This is a genomic window from Streptomyces sp. NPDC107550, assembly GCF_055639095.1.
In genome coordinates, this window is sequence record NZ_JBVKBC010000007.1 from 180,792 (window position 1) to 198,014 (window position 17,223).

The 17,223-nt window shown below is 71.5% G+C and carries 13 protein-coding genes; 7 read left to right on the forward strand and 6 right to left on the reverse strand.

The window, feature by feature from the left end; all coding sequences use genetic code 11:
• Nucleotides 1–422 precede the first annotated feature (422 nt).
• The 3 genes from ACZ7LY_RS12900 to ACZ7LY_RS12910 are packed head-to-tail and all read left to right on the forward strand — an operon-like array spanning nucleotide 423 to nucleotide 4,440.
• The gene (locus ACZ7LY_RS12900; RefSeq protein WP_471624590.1) at nucleotides 423–2,555 is read left to right on the forward strand and encodes a helix-turn-helix domain-containing protein; all 2,133 of its coding nucleotides are present in this window, start codon (nucleotides 423–425) and stop codon (nucleotides 2,553–2,555) included.
• Complete coding sequence (locus tag ACZ7LY_RS12905; RefSeq protein ID WP_471624591.1) at nucleotides 2,555–3,547, forward strand: hypothetical protein; 993 nt, start codon at nucleotides 2,555–2,557, stop codon at nucleotides 3,545–3,547. The genes ACZ7LY_RS12900 and ACZ7LY_RS12905 overlap by 1 nt, the downstream gene beginning before the upstream one ends.
• Entirely contained in the window at nucleotides 3,544–4,440 is an 897-nt protein-coding gene (locus tag ACZ7LY_RS12910; protein WP_471624592.1) for a DUF6339 family protein, read from the forward strand. The genes ACZ7LY_RS12905 and ACZ7LY_RS12910 overlap by 4 nt, the downstream gene beginning before the upstream one ends.
• Here the strand turns inward: ACZ7LY_RS12910 and ACZ7LY_RS12915 are convergent.
• From ACZ7LY_RS12915 to ACZ7LY_RS12940, 6 genes are all read right to left on the reverse strand, one after another.
• On the reverse strand, nucleotides 4,427–5,698 hold the full coding sequence (locus ACZ7LY_RS12915) for a DNA cytosine methyltransferase (RefSeq protein WP_471624593.1): 1,272 nt from the start codon (nucleotides 5,696–5,698) through the stop codon (nucleotides 4,427–4,429). The genes ACZ7LY_RS12910 and ACZ7LY_RS12915 overlap by 14 nt on opposite strands.
• 41 nt (nucleotides 5,699–5,739) lie before the next feature.
• Nucleotides 5,740–6,732: a DNA cytosine methyltransferase gene (locus ACZ7LY_RS12920; protein WP_471624594.1), complete on the reverse strand. Its 993-nt coding sequence runs from the start codon at nucleotides 6,730–6,732 to the stop codon at nucleotides 5,740–5,742.
• Nucleotides 6,729–7,127, reverse strand: coding sequence for a very short patch repair endonuclease (locus tag ACZ7LY_RS12925; RefSeq protein WP_471624595.1), 399 nt, complete (start codon nucleotides 7,125–7,127; stop codon nucleotides 6,729–6,731). Before ACZ7LY_RS12925 ends, ACZ7LY_RS12920 begins: the two co-directional genes overlap by 4 nt.
• A 54-nt stretch (nucleotides 7,128–7,181) precedes the next feature.
• Complete coding sequence (locus ACZ7LY_RS12930) at nucleotides 7,182–10,145, reverse strand: Z1 domain-containing protein (protein ID WP_471624596.1); 2,964 nt, start codon at nucleotides 10,143–10,145, stop codon at nucleotides 7,182–7,184.
• Nucleotides 10,146–10,186: 41 nt separating this feature from the next.
• Nucleotides 10,187–11,734 carry an ATP-binding protein gene (locus ACZ7LY_RS12935; RefSeq protein ID WP_471624597.1) on the reverse strand — a complete coding sequence of 516 codons (1,548 nt, stop codon included), beginning with the start codon at nucleotides 11,732–11,734 and terminating at the stop codon, nucleotides 10,187–10,189.
• 268 nt (nucleotides 11,735–12,002) lie between these two features.
• On the reverse strand, nucleotides 12,003–13,031 hold the full coding sequence (locus tag ACZ7LY_RS12940; RefSeq protein ID WP_471624598.1) for a hypothetical protein: 1,029 nt from the start codon (nucleotides 13,029–13,031) through the stop codon (nucleotides 12,003–12,005).
• A gap of 240 nt (nucleotides 13,032–13,271) precedes the next feature.
• On the opposite strand from ACZ7LY_RS12940, the gene ACZ7LY_RS12945 reads away from it, so the two are divergent.
• The 4 genes from ACZ7LY_RS12945 (at nucleotide 13,272) to ACZ7LY_RS12960 (ending at nucleotide 17,181) form a co-directional block, all read left to right on the forward strand.
• Nucleotides 13,272–14,183 carry a class E sortase gene (locus ACZ7LY_RS12945; RefSeq protein WP_471624599.1) on the forward strand — a complete coding sequence of 304 codons (912 nt, stop codon included), beginning with the start codon at nucleotides 13,272–13,274 and terminating at the stop codon, nucleotides 14,181–14,183.
• A 70-nt stretch (nucleotides 14,184–14,253) separates the two neighbouring features.
• Nucleotides 14,254–14,475 (forward strand): DUF3311 domain-containing protein, encoded by a 222-nt coding sequence (locus ACZ7LY_RS12950; RefSeq protein WP_471624600.1) that lies wholly within the window; start codon nucleotides 14,254–14,256, stop codon nucleotides 14,473–14,475.
• Entirely contained in the window at nucleotides 14,472–16,010 is a 1,539-nt protein-coding gene (locus ACZ7LY_RS12955; RefSeq protein WP_471624601.1) for a sodium:solute symporter family protein, read from the forward strand. Before ACZ7LY_RS12950 ends, ACZ7LY_RS12955 begins: the two co-directional genes overlap by 4 nt.
• Nucleotides 16,011–16,323: 313 nt before the next feature.
• A complete protein-coding gene (locus ACZ7LY_RS12960) occupies nucleotides 16,324–17,181 on the forward strand; it encodes a fumarylacetoacetate hydrolase family protein (protein ID WP_471624602.1) in 858 nt (285 codons plus the stop codon).
• The last annotated feature ends 42 nt before the right edge of the window (nucleotides 17,182–17,223 follow it).

Genomic DNA, 17,223 nt, shown 5'->3' on the forward strand with positions numbered 1-17,223 from the left:
AGGAAGTGAAAGGAATCCGACGCGGAAGGAATGCGCGGGGACAGGCGTGAGGACCCCGGCCACTGAATGCGGACATACCTCTGACAATGTGCAGAAGTGCAGTGCTTCTGCTGAGGCAGGTGGGGCTGCTGATTTAACACCGTAGACCTCGCCGCGGGATGCGCACAAGCGTGGAGTGAAAGCTTCCGGATAAACCCGGATCGGTGCGGGCCCGGCCGCCTTTTTCAAGCTCGAACGCGAGCCCGAATGGTCTGAAGCGGACATTCCTCGCCAGTCGCCCTCCTGTCTGACTCCTGTCCGATCGTCGGTCGATCGCGCCGGTCGTGTCAAAGAAAATTTGACGACCTGGCCGTTGTCAATGACGGCGGGGTACTGTGGTCCGGTTCCCGGAACGGCGCAGGACTTTCGAGGCAGGGGTGCACGTGGAGGCGGGCGAGGATTTCGGGCCGTGGCTGGCCCGGCAGTTGAAGTTGGCCGGCATGACCCAGACCGAACTGGCCAACACGATCGAGGTGACCCGCGCGGCCGTGTCCGCCTGGATCACGGGGCGGGCCACACCGCGTACGGAGACCATCGGGCGCATCGCCGAAGCCCTCGGCACCGACACCGCCACCATCCACACCCGGACCACCGACACCCAGGCCGGGCTCCCCGTGACCTGGTACCACCGGCCCCAACACGACGACGGCGGACGGGAACTGGGCAACGCGGCAGCGTTCGCCTTCGACCCGGACGTGGAGGTGCTGGCCCGGGAGACCTGTCAGAACAGCCTGGACGAACGGCTGCCCGACGGCGACCGGCCGGTGCGGGTCCGCTACACCTTGCACGAGCTGACGGGCTCCCACCTGCACCGCTTCCTGGAGGCCGTGCAGTGGGACGAACTCCTGCCGCACTACGAGGCCGTCGCGGAACAGGACCAGAAGGTCAGCCGCGTGGTCGCCGCCGGTCTGCACGACATGCGTGAGCGGCAACGACTCGTCCTCCTGCGCGTGGACGACTACAACGCCGCCGGACTCACCGGCGACGACTACGGCGACGGTCGCTTCGCCGCCGTGGTCCGCCGTCAACTCGACAGTCACAAGCAGGCGGGCTCAGCCGCCGGTGGCTCCTACGGCCTGGGCAAGGCCACCATCTGGGGGACGAGCCGGCTCGGCCTGGTGTTGATCAACTCCACGCTCTCCGAACCCCACGAGGGGCGGTCCCGCAACCGTGTCGTGGGCCGTCTCGACCTGCCCTGGCGCCAGGTCGGTGACGAGGCGTTGGCAGGCCCGGCCTGGTTCGGTCGCCCCGACCCGGCGTCGGTGGGCGCCGACATCACCCGGTCCTGGTGGGCGGACGACGAGGAGGTCGAGCGGCTGCACCTGGCGCGGGACGGCGACGAGCCCGGCACGTCCTTCCTCATCGTCGGCGCCTACGACATGGCGTCGTTCGACAAGCGGACCGCGGACGAAGCCGGCGACGAGGACGAGGGCGCCTCGGTGCTCGCCATGCGCGACCGGCTGCTGAAGGCGCTGGGCCGCAACTTCTGGGCGGCGATGACGGGCGGAGGGGGACGCGCCCCGATGCTTCAGGCGTCCGTACGCGTACTGCGCGACGGTGTCGAGATCGCTCCCGATCGATCGGTGGACCCCGAGGAGGAGCAGCCCTCACGCACCCGAGCCGTCCGCGCCTTCCTGAACGGTGCCACGGTCGAACGGCGGACGCACGCCGACGACGTTGCCATGACGACGGTCACCCTGAACGTGCCGTTGGAGGGCGGCGTCAGGGGCGGCGAGCCGCACGACGCGGTGTTGCTGGTGACCGGCGCCGACGACCGGGACGGCGGGCACAACCGCATGGTCGCCATGCGGGGCAACCGCATGGTCGTGAGGGACAGCCACGTGCCCGCCCTGCCGAGCAACCTGCGCCCCTTCCAGGCGGTGCTCCTGCTCGGTCTCGCCGCCGGCCCCGAGGCGCGCGGCGCCGAGGCCGCCGAGCGCTTCCTGCGCGCCGCGGAACCGCCGGAGCACAACAAGTGGCGTCAGACCGAGGAGTTGGCGGCCCGCTACTCCCACGCGGCGCACCGGCGGATCTCCACCCTCGTCCGCGACGCGAACGCGGCAGTCAAGGAACTGGTCGCCATGCCGAAGGCGGAACGGCCGGTCGGCGGCGAGAGGTTGAAGGCCAAGCTCACGAAGCCGAACAAGCCGGCGCCGCGAGGGCGGCGCGGCGGACCCACCGTGCCCGTCCTGGACAGGGTCGAGGCGGAGCCGACGGACTCGGGGGCCTGGGAGGTGTTCGGGGAGATCAAGCTGGGCTCCGCACCGGAGGGCGCGTTCGCCACGCCGACCGCCCGGTTCGCCGTGCGCTCCGGAAGTGCTCCGCTCGTCGACTGGCAGAGCCTGGAGGGCATCGAGGGGTGCACATGGTCGGAGGAGGACCAGGCGTTCACCTTCGAACCGACCGCCCGGCGCGCCACGTTCCGCGCGCTCACCGACCCGTCCACCCACCCCGTGAGGGCGAGCCGAAGCGGTCTCGTCGTCGAACTTCGCACCGGTGAGAAGGAGCAGCACTGATGGCGAGGGTCATCCGCCCGTACCCCACGCTCAAGGGCACGGTCGCGCTGCGCGTACAGGCGGCGGGCGTACGGGGGCCGGACGGCGACTGGGAGCACCTCGACGTGGCCGTGTCCGCCGACCGCACCACCGCCCTCGGCTCCGCGGACACCGTCGACTGGACCGTCGCCCGCCTGCGCGTCTCGGTGACGGTCCCCGCCAAGGCCACGGGGGCCGGGGAACCCTGGACGGACGTGACGGTTCTCGCGCTCCTCACGGAGGGCGCCACCAACCTGCGCGTCGCGCTCGAACTGCACCCCACCGACGAGCCCACCGAGTGGGTCGGCGATCTCGACGTACTGCGGGCCGACCTCTTCCACCGCGCCCAGCTCACCGCCCAGGTCATCGGCACGGTCGGCGGCGTGCCCGGCCGGGTCCTCGCCGAGGCGGCGGAGCACTGGACCGTCGACGCGCGGGCGGCCCTCCCGGAGCGGGCGCAGACGTTCTCCGTGCGTGAGACGGCGTTCTCCCGCTCTCCCCTGTGGTTGCGGAACATGGCCGACCTGCCCTGGTCCGTCAACGCGGCGGGAAGCAAGCCCGAGGTGCGGCTCAACACGGACGTGGAACGTCTGACCGAACTCCTGGACGCGCAGGGCAGCGGTCCCGCGGGCATCGTGGGCAACCTCCTGCTCGCCCAGCTCGGGGAGTCCATGTGGACGGCCACTTTCCACGCCGCCCTCGGAGACCTCGAGTTCGACGCCGACGACGGAAGCCCGCTGTTCCCCACGGACTGGCGGGGGGAGGCACTGCGGGACATGCTCCAGACCGTCCTGCCCGACCTCACCCCCACCGAGGCGTTGGGGGAAGTGCATCGGAGGCGCACGGGCGACCACGGGTGGGCGGAGCTGCAGTCCCGCATCCAGGCGGCGGCCCAGGAACGGGCGGGCCTGCCCAAGGTGCTTCGGGAGACCGTCCGGGCCCTCGAGAAGATCGATCGTGAGGAAGCCGAGTGACCATCGAAAAGCCCTCGTACATGCCGGAGTTCCTCGGCCTGCTCGACACGGAGACCGCCTCCGAGCACCTCACCGAGAAGCTGCTCGCGGGAGAGGAGAGCCCGCGGGTGATCACGCTCTCCGACGCCGCGCGCCCGCTGCCGCAGGAGGAGAGGTTCCGCGCCGAGCCCCTACGAGCGCTGGTCGACCGCGTCATGTACCTGTGCCGCAACGAGAAGCCCGCTGCGGCCGACATGTGGCTCGCGCCACGACTGCACGCCACGCTGCGCCTGACCCGAGCCGAAGCCGCCGACCCGGAGCTGTGGTCCTTCCTCGCACTCGTCGTGGCCCCGGACTATGTCGTGTGGCGGCACGGAGGCACGCGCAAGGTGGACGCGGCCCGCTTCCAAGGACCCGACTACAAACAGGCGTTCGCCCGCCTCTGGTGGACGGCGGAACTCTTCCGTGACGGCGAGGACTACAGTCCGGTGGCGGTCTCCTGCCGGTACCAGGACATTATTAACACGGCGCTACGGATGCAGGTGGTCGAGCACCGGCCGGTCGCGTTGGCGATGGCGGCGCTCCTGGCCCGGGGCACCGTCTCGACCGGCCGCGAGGTGAACGGCCTGTGCACCGCGGTGAACGCGGCGGCGATGACGCTCTCCTACGAGGTTCTGGCCCCCGACGTCGAACGGGACGCCTCGGCGGTCGCGGACTGGATCACGTACGAGACCGTCCTGCCCGGGGACCTGGTCCTGCCCGTGGGCCCGAGGGAACCATCCGCGCCCCGGGAGTCGGTCGAGACCCTCGCCGAACTCTTCGCCGACCTCTTCAAGGACGCTCCCGTCCGCGGCCGGGAGGACCGGGACGAGGACACCCAGGGCGCCGGCGCGCAGGGGGTCAGTGCTTCTTGACCGAGTCCTGCGGCGGGCAGAGGTCGGTGCACGCGTGGGGGCTGCCGCATCCGCGCGTGCGGAGCTCCGCCGCCCGCTCCGCGTCCGCCGGCTCCCACTTCAACGCGGAGGCGACCGGGTCGTCGGGCAGCGGCAGGCCGAGGGCCGCGCCGAGGACGTGCATGGCGAAGACCGGGGGGACCGCGTTCCCCACCTGCTGGGAGCGGTCGTTGCCCGCCCAGGGGTAGTTCCCGGGGAAGGTCTGCAAGGCCCCCGCCTCCGGGATCGTGAAGCGGCGGAGTTCCTCGTCGGCGGCCATGACGACGTTGCGCGAGACCTTGCCGGTCACGGTGAACGCCGGGAAGTGACTGGAACGGCGGCCCCGCTTCTTCGGATCGCCGCCCGAACCGTAGTTGGAGACCACGACGAAGTTCTCCGGAAGCGCGGCCGTGCCCTCCGGGAAGGTGAGGAAGGGCCCGGCGGCCTTCAACGCGTCGTGCATGGAGCGCCAGGGTCTGGGCCCCGAGTCGTGGTGGGGGTCGAACTCGAGTTGTTCCTGGACCGGTGCTTCCACGGCCCGCTCGTACTGGGCTCGCGGGTCGAAGCTGCGGAACACCGCCGGGGGCAGCTCCAGCGGTCCGGTGAACCCGGCGTTCTTCCGCCGCGCCACGAAGATGGCTCGCTGCCGGGTCTGCGGGACCCCGTACCGCTCCGTGCGCAGGACGCGGGGCTCGGCGCACTCGTAGGCGAGGTCGCCGGGCAGGCTGCCGAGGATCTCCTGGTACTCCTGCCACACCGGCAGTGCCGTCGGGACCTGCTCCAGGACGACGGCATCGTAGGGCTTGCCGTGCACGGCGTTGCGCTTCAGCAGCCAGCGCAGCGGTTCCAGGACGAGCGCGGCACGCGGGTCGAGCTTGGCGAGTTCCGTGTCGATACCCGGGTTCTCATGGTCGTCGACCAGGGCCTCCATCAGCTTCATGAGCTTCCTGAGGTCGTCGATCTGTTCGCGCCCCCGGCCCTTGCCCGCGACGGAGAAGGACTGGCACGGCGGTCCGCCGGCCAGCACGTTGTACTCATCGGAGATCTCGTCGAAGCGCTCCACCCGGACCCGGGAGACATCACCGTGGATGGTGTCCAGCCCGGCCTCGTAGCGGGTCAGGCACGCGTTTCTGTCCCACTCGACCCCCAGGCTCGGAATCCCGAGAAAGTGTGCCGCGACGTCCAGTCCGCCGGGGCCGGCGAACAGGTCGAGGACCTTGAAGTTCCTGGGTTGAGGCACAGTGGTTTCCGTTGCTCCTGAGGGTGGTACGGGAGTGGAGTCTAGCCGGCGGCCGGGTGTCGCGTGCCGCGCACCGCCTCGCCGATCGCGCGGCCCAGGGCGGCCGCGAGGGGAGGCGGGCACGCCTGGGCGATCAGCCCGTAGCGCTTGGTCTTGCCCCCGGTGAAGCGCCACTCGGCCGGGAAGCCCTGGACCAGGGCCGCCTGCTCGACGGTGACCCGGACCATCCCCTCGTCGCCTCTGTCGGGGTCCCAGTGGAACTCGGGCCCGGGCGGGGCGTCACCGTACGACTTCGTGTACACGCCCATGCGCTGCCAGCGCCGCTGCGATCCGCGCGGCCCGAAGTCGGCGCCGCCCCTGTTGGGGGACCCGCCCACCAGAGTGGGGGCCACGTCGTCGGCGTACGCGGCCCAGCGTCGGGCCCCCGTCCAGCCGGCGGAGAGCATGGAGGCGACGAGGGCCTCACCCACCGTGATCGGCCGGGTCACGGTGGGCTCCGGCATCCGAAAGGCGTCGGCGTACTCCTCGCGCACGGCGACGAGCAGGCCCACCCTGCGGTCCTGCGGGACACCGAAGTCCATGGCGTTGGGCACGGCCCAGTGCAGGCGGTAGCCCAGGTGCTCCAGCTCGGCGTGGGCGAGGGCGCGGACCTCCGTCAGCTCCTCGGACTCCACCATGGCGGGCACGTTCTCGATCACCAGCGCCTTCGGACGAACGGCCGGCGCGAGCCACACGGCCGTGTGGAACATGCGGACCGCCTCGTCGTCCGAGGCCCGCTGGACCGTGGCGGCGGAACGGAAGCGTGGCACTCCCGCGAGGAGTACGTCGACGTCGTAGACCTCGGTGTTCTCCACCGGGTCGAAGTCCCGCAGGTCGGCCATGACGATCGGCCAGTCGGGCCGGTTCAGCCGCAGGATCTCGCAGGCCACCGGGTCGTTGTCGACCAGCAGCCGGGGACGTAACCCGGCCCGCTCCATGCCGACGGCCAGCCCGCCCGCGCCGCTGCACACGTCGACGAACGTCAGTCCGCTCACTTCTGTCCCTGCCTCATTTCCCCACGTCGGCGCTCGACCACGCCTCGTACCACGTCCACCACGTCCTCGGGCGGCTCGTGCTCCCAGAACCTCAACACCGTCCACCCCTGCGCGACGAGGTGTTCCGTCGTCTCCCGGTCGCGGGCGACGTTGCGCTCCAGCTTGGTCCGCCACCAGGACGCGTTCGCCTTCGGGTGGGTGGCGTGCCGTGGGCATCCGTGCCAGAAGCACCCGTCGACGAGCACGGCCACCTTCAACCGTGGGAACGCCACGTCGATCCGGCGCCGGGCCATGCCGGGCACCGGGTACTCCAGCCGGTAGCGCAGCCCCGACGCGTGCAGCAGACGACGCACGGCCAGCTCGGCCCCGGTGTCCTTGCTCGCCTGCCGACTCATGCGCGCGGAGACACCGGGGGACGAGGGTCGTACGTCGTTCACTGCCCTGCTGCCTCACTCACGTCTGTCCACGCGGTCGACGACCGCCTTGTCCGACCTGCCCGAGTCGACGGCGCGGAACCGCACCAGGCTTCCGCCGCTTCGTGCCGTCGACATCGGGGTGACGAAGGCGAAGGCCATGACGAGGTCGCGGGGGTCGACCGAACCGTCGGACTTGATCCGGGGTTCGGATTCCACCACGGGATACAGCATGAGCGCACCTCGCCGCGGACGGATGTTCTCCTCGACGGTCGCGTTGCCGACCGTCGCGCCCGCGGCCCCCGCGAGGCGCAGCGCGGCCCCGACGTGGTGGGGCTCGCGGATGGCGCCGAACAACGGCCCCCTGCGACGCGTACGGCGGGCGAGGGAGAAGGGCCCGTGGCCGAGTACGCGGGCCTCCCTGCGTCGGGCCGAGGTCTGCGTCGGCGCGATCACGAACCAGTCGTCGACGGCGTGGGGGCCCTGGTCCGCGCCGACCAGGAACTCCAGGTGCGGGGAGAACTGCTCGGGGTTCGACCAGCGCAGATCGCGGAGCACCCGCAGAAGGTCGGCGTGGTCGACCGTCCCGACGCGGGCGGCGAACCGGCGCCCGCCCTCCACGCCGAGCTCGACCGGCTCGGGCCCCAGCGCGGTCAGCACGGGTTCCCAGCACGTCACGTTGTCTTCCAGGTCCTTGGGCTCTTCGGGGTAGGCCGTCGGTTCCACCCAGACGCCAGGCGACCGCACCTCCACCAGCTCCGCGTTGAACATCTTGTTGCGGGCCGACGGTGTGATCCAGGGGAGGTGCTGGGAGACCAGGGGCGGGATCTGGGCAGGGGTGAGCTGGGGCTTGCCGTCGACGAGTTCGGCGTAGCGGGAGAGCTGCTCGCGGAAGAGTTCCTCGTCACGGCAGATCGCCTCGAACGCCTCGTACAGATCGGCGGTGTCGTCCTTGCCGTAGGGCTCCTCGCGGCCGATGTAGAGACGGACCAGGTCCCGGTAGCCGGGGCGGAAGCCGAACCAGCGGCCCATCTGCATCAACGTGTCCGCCTGACGCGTCGTGCGGCGGTAGTAGGTGACCGTCAGGCCCTCGACGGTGAAGCCGCGCGACAGCTTCGTGCCGCCCACCAGGATCTTCCACACGTTCCCCGGGGCGTTGAAGTCCAGGTCGAGCTGGTCGAAGTAGCGGTCGGAGTCGCCGTTGACGACGATGACCGGGCGGCCGCCGGAGGCGATGCACTGCCGGGCCTTGTTGACGTACCCCTTCAGGTCCTCGTACGAGGCCGGGGCCGGCATGTCGGCGGCCCGTGCCGCCGTCACCGGGGCGAAGTCCCGCTCGTAGAGCGCCGCCAGGCGGGCGTGTCCGGCCGTCGACTGGTAACCCGCCTCGTGCCACATGGAGTTGATGCGGAGCGCCAGCTCGGCGTGGTCGTCCGTCCTGACCGACTCGTGCACCAGCATCGTGTGATGGCGGAAGGGACCCGCGGCGACGCCGTGGTCCTGCCGGTACAGCTTCAGCGCACCGGACAGGACGAACGCGTCCATCGCCTCCTGGAGCCGGTCGTCGCCCGTCGACTCCTCGTAGACGCCGCGTACGTGGGCCTTCTCCTGGGAGGTGGCGACGTCGCGCTCCTCGTACGGCACCGGGTTGTCGAGGTCATGGAAGTCCTGCACGCCCATGTAACCGGCCGGGCGCGGCAGGGAGATGAGGAAGTCGGAGGGGAAGATGTCCTCGCCGTCGGACGGGTCGACGAACACGTTGGCGAAGGGGGTCGCCGTGTAGCCGACGTACTGGGCGCGCGGGAGGAGGGCGAGCAACTGGGAGATGTGGTCGTTGATCGCGGTCCGCTCGGTGCTGCCCGCCTGCCACTTCTTCGGGTCGGACGTGTTGACGGACGCCTGGTCGGACTCGTCGTCGATGATCAGCGTGGGCAGCTCGCCGAGCAGCGCCTTGACCTGCTTCAGGTCCTTGACCAGCTTGCCGAGGACCCTCTTGTTCTTCTTGACGACCATCACGCGGGCCGCCGCGTGATGCAGGTTCGCCGGGTCGTGCAGGGGACGGGACGGGTCGCGCTTCTCGTACTCCAGGGCGCGGATACCGGTCGCCAGGGACCTGTAGTCGTTGTCGCGGGTGGTCAGGCGCTCGATGTCGAACCCACCGCGGAGCGAGGGCCGGCCGCCGTGGGAGACGAACTGCGGCCACTCCGGGTCGTCGTCGCTCACGTAGTCCACGCCGACGAGCGCGTCGAGGTCGTCGGGGTCGGCTCCCCGCAGGATGTTCTCCTGGCCGATCAGCTCCATGTCGAGCCGCCGCTGCGTCTGCGAGCGCAGCATGTTCAGCGTGCCGCCGAGAACGATGACCAGGCGGTAGCCGGCGTCGATCGCCTTGGCGGTCACGCCCGTGAAGTTGGCGGTCTTGCCCGACTGCACATAGCCGACGACCAGGCCCTTGGCCCGGCGCGGCTGCTCCTGCTCGGGGTCGGTCAGTCGTTCGACGACCGCGCGGCTCGCCTCGTCGAGACTGGCGACGGCCTCGGGGGACCAGCCCTTCGCGCGGAGCTTGGCCTCGTACGCCGTCCAGTAGAAGGAGTGGGCGGCCGCGCGTTCGGGCGTGTACCAGGGCGTGAACTCGCGGGTGATCACGGTGGGGGCCGGGACCTCGGCGACCTTGACGGTCGCGTCGAGGACCTTGCGCAGGTCCGTGCCGAACGCCAGCTTGTCGTACGCCGCGTCGCGGCGGGCCCGGGTGCGCGCCGCCGTCCCCGGGGCCCACGCGGCTTCCGGGGCGAAGTCCCAGCGGGTCAGGTGCCTGCGCCACAGCGCGGCCAGTTCCCCGTCGCCGCCGAGGAGGCGGGCCCGGAACGTGTCCTCGCGCAGGTCCTCGTCCGGGTTGGTCTCGTCGGCCACGAACGCGGCGAACTTGCCGAAGTGGCGCGGCGCCGCGCCCATCCCGGCCAGGGTGTCGGTGTGGATCCGCAGGAGGGTGTCGTCGGTGTGCATGAAGGCGTGGGTCTCCGGAGCGCAGTGTGCGGGTGAGAGGGTCAGGCGCCGGCGCGCCGCTCGCGCTGGGCGTGCACCGACGCCAGCAGGATCGTGTTCCAGTAGTCGACGCGGTCCTGGCGGGTCTTCTCCCAGCGGCCGAGGCCGAAGCAGTCCTCCAGGAGCAGATAGAGCAGGGTCTTGGTGACGGGGGCGTCGTTGGAGCCGCCGCGCCGGCCGTCGTCGAAGTCGTCGCGGTACGCCTTGTTGAGCAGGATGGCGTTGGCCTCGCGGTCCAGGGCGAAGAACACGTCGTCGGCGAGCGCCGCCCAGGTGAACGCGATGGGCTCCTCCCCGGGCTTCTCGGGCAGTTCTTCCTTGATCACCCGCTTGACTGCGGGGTCGAGGCCCTTGCCCGGGGGCGTCACCGGCTTGCGCACGATCTCCGAGCGTTTGGCGCCGTCCCGGTACGCGGTCTCGGCGTCGGCGAGGAAGCGGTGGAAGCCCGCTCCCGCAGCGTCGACCGCCTTCTCCACGCCGAGCGTGAACGCGGGCGTCACCGTGACGCCTTCCTTCTTCACGTCGAGGCTGAAGACGCTGTCGGCCGTCGTCGGGAGGTCGACTTCGACGCGGGCGAGCACGAGGTGGCTCTCCGCCCCGCGCAGTCCGTTCCACCCGCCGGCCTGCACGAGCCGGTCGTTGCGGTAGAAGTAGAAGCCCTGTCGCTCGGTGAGCGGCCCGACCTGGCGGAAGCCCGCCTGCTTCGACTTCGCGGGCCACACGTGGGCGGTGAGGGTGACCTCGCCGATGCCCTCGACCGGGGCGGTGAACGTGCGCGGATAGCCCTTGTGCCCCGGCACCTTGTAGCCGAACGGGTCCAAGGGCTGGACCGCGATGTGGTCGACCTCCTCGCCGAATCCGTCGCCCGCTCCGGTCACGTCCCACACGGCGATGTCGAGCTTGAGGCCCTTGCTCAGGAAGCGGTGGAGGTACAGGCCGAGATGGGTCTCGAGCCGGGAGATCGCCTTGGACAGGAACGCCTCGCTCTGCCCGCGCGCGACCGTGTCGAAGGCTCGTACCCCGTCCCAGCGCACGACCGTGCCCTGCCACTCGATGATGCCGTCGTAGCGGTCGACCATGTCCTGCGCGTAGCCGGCGTCGACCGTGTCGCAGCGGAAGGAGTCCTCGATGCCCTCCGCGGTCAGTCGGCGCCCCGCGGCGCGGCTGCGCCGGGTGCGGCTGATGACCGTGAGCGACGACGCGTGCGACAGGGACGCCGCCTTCAGGCCCGTGCCGTACATGCCGAGCGCGCCCTCGCCGTAGTCGCGGCGCCGGCCCACGGTCATCGCCGCGTCGAGCCCGGGGCCGTCCATGCCCCTGCCGTTGTCGATGATCAGCAGGGTGAGGATGCGGTCGGCGTCGCGCAGGAAGTGCACGACGACCTCGTCGGCGCCCGCGTCGATGGAGTTGTCGATCAGGTCGGCGACGGCCACCTCGAAGCCGTACCCCTGGTGGGTGAGCGCCTTGCCGTAGCCGGAGTCCGGCGGAAGGTGGGTGCTGCCGGTGGTGGGCACGGCGTACTGCCACGCGGTGCCGGGTCGATGGGCCATGAGATTCCTCGTACACACAGGGTCGGGGCCTGCGCGGGGGGAATGCGGCCCGACAACTACTCAGTCAGTGCGTGTGACGGTACTGTAAAGGTCTGACATCGCGTGTCCCGCTGTCGAAACAGGGTGGTCGGCGCGGTATGCGCCATCGGCGCCGCGTGGACCGGGAGTTGTCCCACGGGCGCGGCGAAGGCCCTGGTGAGGAAGTTGTGAAGACTCGGCGGGCTGTGCCGCGTGCGGCGGGTGCGGCACAGTCCGGAGAAGGGGCCCGTCAGGCGCCGTGGCAAGTCTCGTAGCGGTGGTTCGCGCCGCACCAGCAGGGGGCGTCGGGGGCCGGGGGCCAGGGGGTGGCTCGGCCTCGGGCCGCGAGGGTCGTGGCGTACTGGGGGAGGAGCGTCGTCTCCGTGGGGGAGGACGCCTCGGACGCGGCGAACGCCTCGTAGGAGGGGACCGTGCCCGTGACGATGCCGAGGTTGCCCGTGCCGGACGCGGCCAGTTCGCGCAGGGCGCCCTCTATCGACGCCAAGTGGGCCTCGTAGGAGGGGTATTCGGAGGCCAGGGACGGATACGCCGCGAGGAGTTCCGCGTACTCCGTCGACGGCCAGTGCAGCACCGCCACCGGGAACGGGCGGGACAGCGCCTCCCGGTACGAGCCCAGTTCGGCGCGGAGCCGGACGATCTCCGCGCGCAGGTCCGCCGGGTTCTCCGAGCCGAGCGACCACAGGCGCCCCGGGTCGTGCAGTTCGTCGAGGGAGACCGACGCCCGGTTGACCTGGTCCGCGACGGCGTCCCACGCGTCGTGCGGCGCCCCGAGCAGCCGGCGCACCCGGTGCCGGCCGAGGAGCAGGGGGTGCTTCGCGTACGGCGGGTCGGCGCGCTCCGCCTCCGGGAGCAGCAGCTCCAGCGCCTCCGTGAACGTCTCGTGCGCCTGCTCCAGCTCGTCGTGCGCTTCGAGGGACTCCGCCGCGATCACCCATGGCGCCGGTTCGCGCGGGGCCGTCGTGCGCAGGCCCGTGATGATGGCGCGGGCCTCCGCCTCGTGCCCGTACTCCCACAGGTTCGCCGCCTTCAGCGCGCGGATCAGGGAGGGGGACTGGACGCCGGGGGCGGCGAGCAGGGCGTCGTAGTGGGCGGTGGCGCGCTCGCGGGCGTCGGCGAGTTCGTAGTGGGCCGCGGCCTGGAGGAGCAGGTGTTCGGCGTCCTCGGGGTACATCGCCGCCGTGCGCTCCAGGCGCTCGGCTTCCGCGACGTGGTCGGCGCGATCGTTCTCGGCGGGCGTGGCTGGCGTGTCGGGGCGCATGCGCCCACCGTAGCGCCGAGGCGGCGGGGCTGGGCAGCGGTCCGACGGGTGAACGCCACGGCCGGTACGGCGGCCATGGCGGGCATGGCGGGTGGGTGACGGGCGGGTGGCGGGGCGTGAACGGTACGGCCGTGCCGGTGGCGTACGGGTCGGGGCGTACGGGTCGGGGTGTACGGGACATGCGCGTACGGGGCGTGCGTAGGGCTGGAGAGTTCGCGGGCGGCGTTCTATCTTGCGCGCGTGCTGCTGCGTACGCGTCACGCCGACCGGCCCGCAGTCGTCGCCCACGGGCGGCGCCGGGACGGCCCCGCGCGCTCCCGGGCCGGCCGGCTCCTGTGGAACGGCGCCGAGGTCGCCGTCACCGCCGGGCTCGTGCTGCTCCTGCTCGTCGTGCACCAGTTGTGGTGGACGAACCGGCAGGCGAGCGCCGACGCGGCTCGGCAGGTGCGGGCCCTGGAGCGGGAGTGGGGCGGCGGGGGCGGGGCCGGGCGGGGGACGGGGGCCGGCGGCGGGCCCGGTGACGCGAGTGACTCCGGCGATCTCAGTGGGGCTGACGGGTCCAATGGGGCTGGTGGGTCCGGCGACTCCCGTGGTTCCGGTGGTGCCGGTGATCATCGGTCGTCCAGCGGCCTCGGCAGCTCCGGTCCGGCCAGCGGTTCCAGTGGTTCCAGCGGCTCCCGCGGTCCCGCGCGCCCCCGCTGGGACCAGGCGTACGCCGTCATCGACATCCCGCGCCTCGGCCTGCGCGCCCCCGTCGCCGAGGGCGTCAGCAAGGCCGCCGTGCTCAATCACGGGTACGTCGGGCACTACCCCGGCACCGCTCAGCCCGGCGGCGCCGGGAACTTCGCGCTCGCCGGGCACCGCAACACGCACGGCGAGCCGTTCCGCTACATCAACCGGCTGCGCCGCGGCGACACGCTCACCGTCTCCACCCGCCAGGCCGTCTACACGTACGTCGTCGACAAGCGGCTCGACCGGACCTCCGCGCACGACGGGGGCGTGATCGGGGCCGTGCCGCGCAGCCGGGTCGTGCCGTCGGCCGGGTACCGCGAGGCCGGGTACTACATCACGCTCACCACCTGCACCCCCGAGTACACCTCCCGCTACCGGCTCGTCGTCTGGGGCAAGCTGACCCGGATGCGGCCCCGCTGACCCGGATGCGGCCTCGCTGCGGCGGACGCGGACCCGCTGAGGCGCCGCGCGGCCGTTAGGCTCCTTGCCCGTGATCAAACGGCCTCAGCTCCTCTGGCTCCTCGCGCCCTTCGTGCTGTTCGTCGGCGCGCTCCCGTTCGTCAACCGGGTCGAACCGGTCGTGTTCGGGCTGCCGTTCCTCTTCGTATGGCTGCTCGGCGCGACCCTCGTGACGCCCGCCGCCGTATGGCTGACCTGGCGCGCGGACCAGAAGGCGCGCACGGTCCGCGCGGCCCGTGGGGGCCGGTCATGAGCGACACCGCGATCGCCACCGGCCTGTTCGGGCTGTTCATGGCCGTCACCGTCGCCCTCGGGCTGCTCGCCGTGCGCGGCCGGGGCCGGGGCGGCGGGCTCGCCGAGTGGTCGGTGGGCGGGCGCTCGCTCGGCGCCGTCTTCATCTGGGTGCTGATGGCCGGCGAGGGCTACACCAGCTTCAGCTACCTCGGCGCCGCCGGCTGGGGCTACAACTTCGGCGCGCCCGTCCTGTACGTCGTCGCGTACATGACCTGCGGTTACGCCATCGGGTACGTCGTCGGTCCGATGCTGTGGGCGTACGCGCGCGAACACGGGCTCGTCTCGATCACCGACATGGTCGCGCACCGCTTCGGGCGGCCCTGGCTGGGCGCGGCGGTGACCGTGCTCGTGACGGTGTTCCTGCTGCCGTACATCCAGTTGCAGATCACCGGCATGGGCGTCGTCGTCTCCACGATCTCCTACGGCGCGATCAGCCTGAACTGGGCGTACTTCGTCGGCTTCGCCGTCACCACCGCGTTCGTCGTGGTCAGCGGGCTGCGCGGCAGCGCCTGGGTGTCCGTCCTCAAGGACCTGCTGGTCATCGTCACGCTCGCGTTCCTGGCGGTGTACGTGCCGCTGCACTACTTCGACGGTTACGGGGACTTCCTGCACCGGCTCGTCGAGCAGAAGCGGGACTGGCTGACGCTGCCGGGCAGCGGCGGTTCCCCGTACGGGACGGCCTGGTTCGCCACGACGACCTTCCTCAACGCGTTCACCGTCGTCATCTTCCCGACCACCGTCGCCGGGTACCTCGGGGCCCGCAGCGCCGACGCCCTGCGCCGCAACGCGATGTGGCTGCCCGCGTACAACGTCCTGCTGTTCGTGCCGATGCTGCTCGGCATGGCCGCGCTGTTCGTCGTGCCGGGGCTGACGGGGGCGGGCTCGAACCTCGCGCTGTTCAAACTGGTCACGGACTCGCTGCCCGCGTGGGCCGTCGGCGTCGTCGGGACGGCCGCCGCGCTGTCGTCGATCGTGCCGATGGCCGTGTTCATGCTGGTCATCGGCACGATGTGGGGTTCCAGCGTGCTGCCGCTGCTGCGGCGGGGCGGTGACGCCGGCGGTGACGCTGACGCGGGGGGTGGGCGCAAGGGCGGGGCGCAGCTCGTCGTGGTGGTCGCGGGCGCCCTCGCCCTGGTCCTCACCTACGCGGCGCCCAACACCCTCGTCCGGCTCTCCCTCATCTCGTACGAGGGCATGGCCCAACTGCTGCCGATGCTGCTGGTGGGGCTGGTGTGGCGGCGGTTGAGCCTGGTCGGCGCGGTCAGCGGGCTCGCGGTGGGGGTGGCGCTGGTGTGCGTGCTCGTCTTCGGCGGGCATGACCCGGTGTTCGGCGTGAACGCGGGCATTCTCGCCCTCGCGGCGAACCTGGCGGTGACCCTCGCGGTGACGTACGCGACTCCGGCGGACCGTGACAGCCGTCCCGACGGGGAGGTTATGGCGCGGGAGCCGTTGGGGGTTGCGGGTGCTGGTGAGTTGAGGGGTGAGCGGGGCTGACCTGACCGTTGCGCAGTTCCTCGCGCCCCCTGCGGGGCCCCAGGGTTTGTCGCCGGGTGCGGGTTTCGTTGTGGCTGGTCGCGCAGTTCCCCGCGCCCCTTAGGGAGTTGGCCTCATCGTCTGCTTCCAGCCCCTCCGGCGATTGAGGAGCGGGGTTCGGGGCGGAGCCCCGGGGAGTGGGGGTGGTTACGGTCCAGTCCTTGGGCGGGGTATTGCGGTGGGGGCTTGGAGCTTGGAGGATCGACCAGTCCTCCGATGGCTGTACGCCGCACCAGGCCGTGGAGGCTCCTCCTACTGCAGAGGGAGTTACACCATGAAGCTGCTGCGAGTCGGTCCGCCCGGCGCCGAGCGCCCCGCGCTCCTGGACGCCGAGGGGACCCTGCGCGACCTGTCCGGTGTCGTCCCCGACATCGACGGAGAGCTGCTCGCGGACGACGCCGCGCTCGGCCGGATCAGGGCCGCCGCCGACGCGGGGGACCTGCCCGTGCTGGATCAGACGGGGCTGCGCGTCGGCCCTCCGGTCGCCCGCATCGGCAAGGTCGTCTGCATCGGCCTGAACTACCACGACCACGCCGCCGAGACCGGCGCCGCCGTCCCCGCCGAACCCGTGATCTTCTTCAAGGCGGCGGACACGGTCGTCGGCCCGCACGACACCGTGCTGGTCCCGCGCGGCTCGACCAAGACGGACTGGGAAGTCGAACTGGCCGTGGTCATCGGACGTACAGCCCGCTACGTGGAGTCGCACGACGCCGCACTCGCCTGCGTCGCCGGGTACGCCGTCGCGCACGACGTGTCCGAGCGGGAGTTCCAGATCGAGCGCGGCGGCACCTGGGACAAGGGCAAGAACTGCGAGACGTTCAATCCGCTCGGCCCCTGGCTGGTCACCGCCGACGAGGTCGCCGACCCGCAGGCGCTCGGGCTGCGGCTGTGGGTCAACGGGGAGTTGCAGCAGTCCGGCAGCACCGCCGACCAGATCTTCCCGGTCGCGGAGGTCGTGCGGTACGTCAGCCAGTTCATGACGCTCTACCCCGGCGACGTCATCAACACCGGCACGCCCGCCGGCGTCGCCATGGGCCGGCCGGAACCCAAGCCGTACCTGCGCGCCGGTGACGTCGTGGAACTGGAGATCGACGGCCTCGGCTGCCAGCGCCAGTCCCTCAAGGCGGCGTGAGACGAAGGGCCGGGCCCCGGGTCCGGGCTCCTGCCCGGGGCC

Bases quoted from the DNA above. Each gene is read 5' to 3' on its own strand.
- ACZ7LY_RS12940 (WP_471624598.1), bottom strand. From the start codon at position 13,031: ATGCGCCCCGACACGCCAGCCACGCCCGCCGAGAACGATCGCGCCGAC.
- ACZ7LY_RS12930 (WP_471624596.1), bottom strand. From the start codon at position 10,145: ATGCACACCGACGACACCCTCCTGCGGATCCACACCGACACCCTGGCC.
- ACZ7LY_RS12935 (WP_471624597.1), bottom strand. From the start codon at position 11,734: ATGGCCCATCGACCCGGCACCGCGTGGCAGTACGCCGTGCCCACCACC.
- ACZ7LY_RS12955 (WP_471624601.1), top strand. From the start codon at position 14,472: ATGAGCGACACCGCGATCGCCACCGGCCTGTTCGGGCTGTTCATGGCC.
- ACZ7LY_RS12960 (WP_471624602.1), top strand. From the start codon at position 16,324: ATGAAGCTGCTGCGAGTCGGTCCGCCCGGCGCCGAGCGCCCCGCGCTC.
- ACZ7LY_RS12905 (WP_471624591.1), top strand. From the start codon at position 2,555: ATGGCGAGGGTCATCCGCCCGTACCCCACGCTCAAGGGCACGGTCGCG.
- ACZ7LY_RS12925 (WP_471624595.1), bottom strand. From the start codon at position 7,127: ATGAGTCGGCAGGCGAGCAAGGACACCGGGGCCGAGCTGGCCGTGCGT.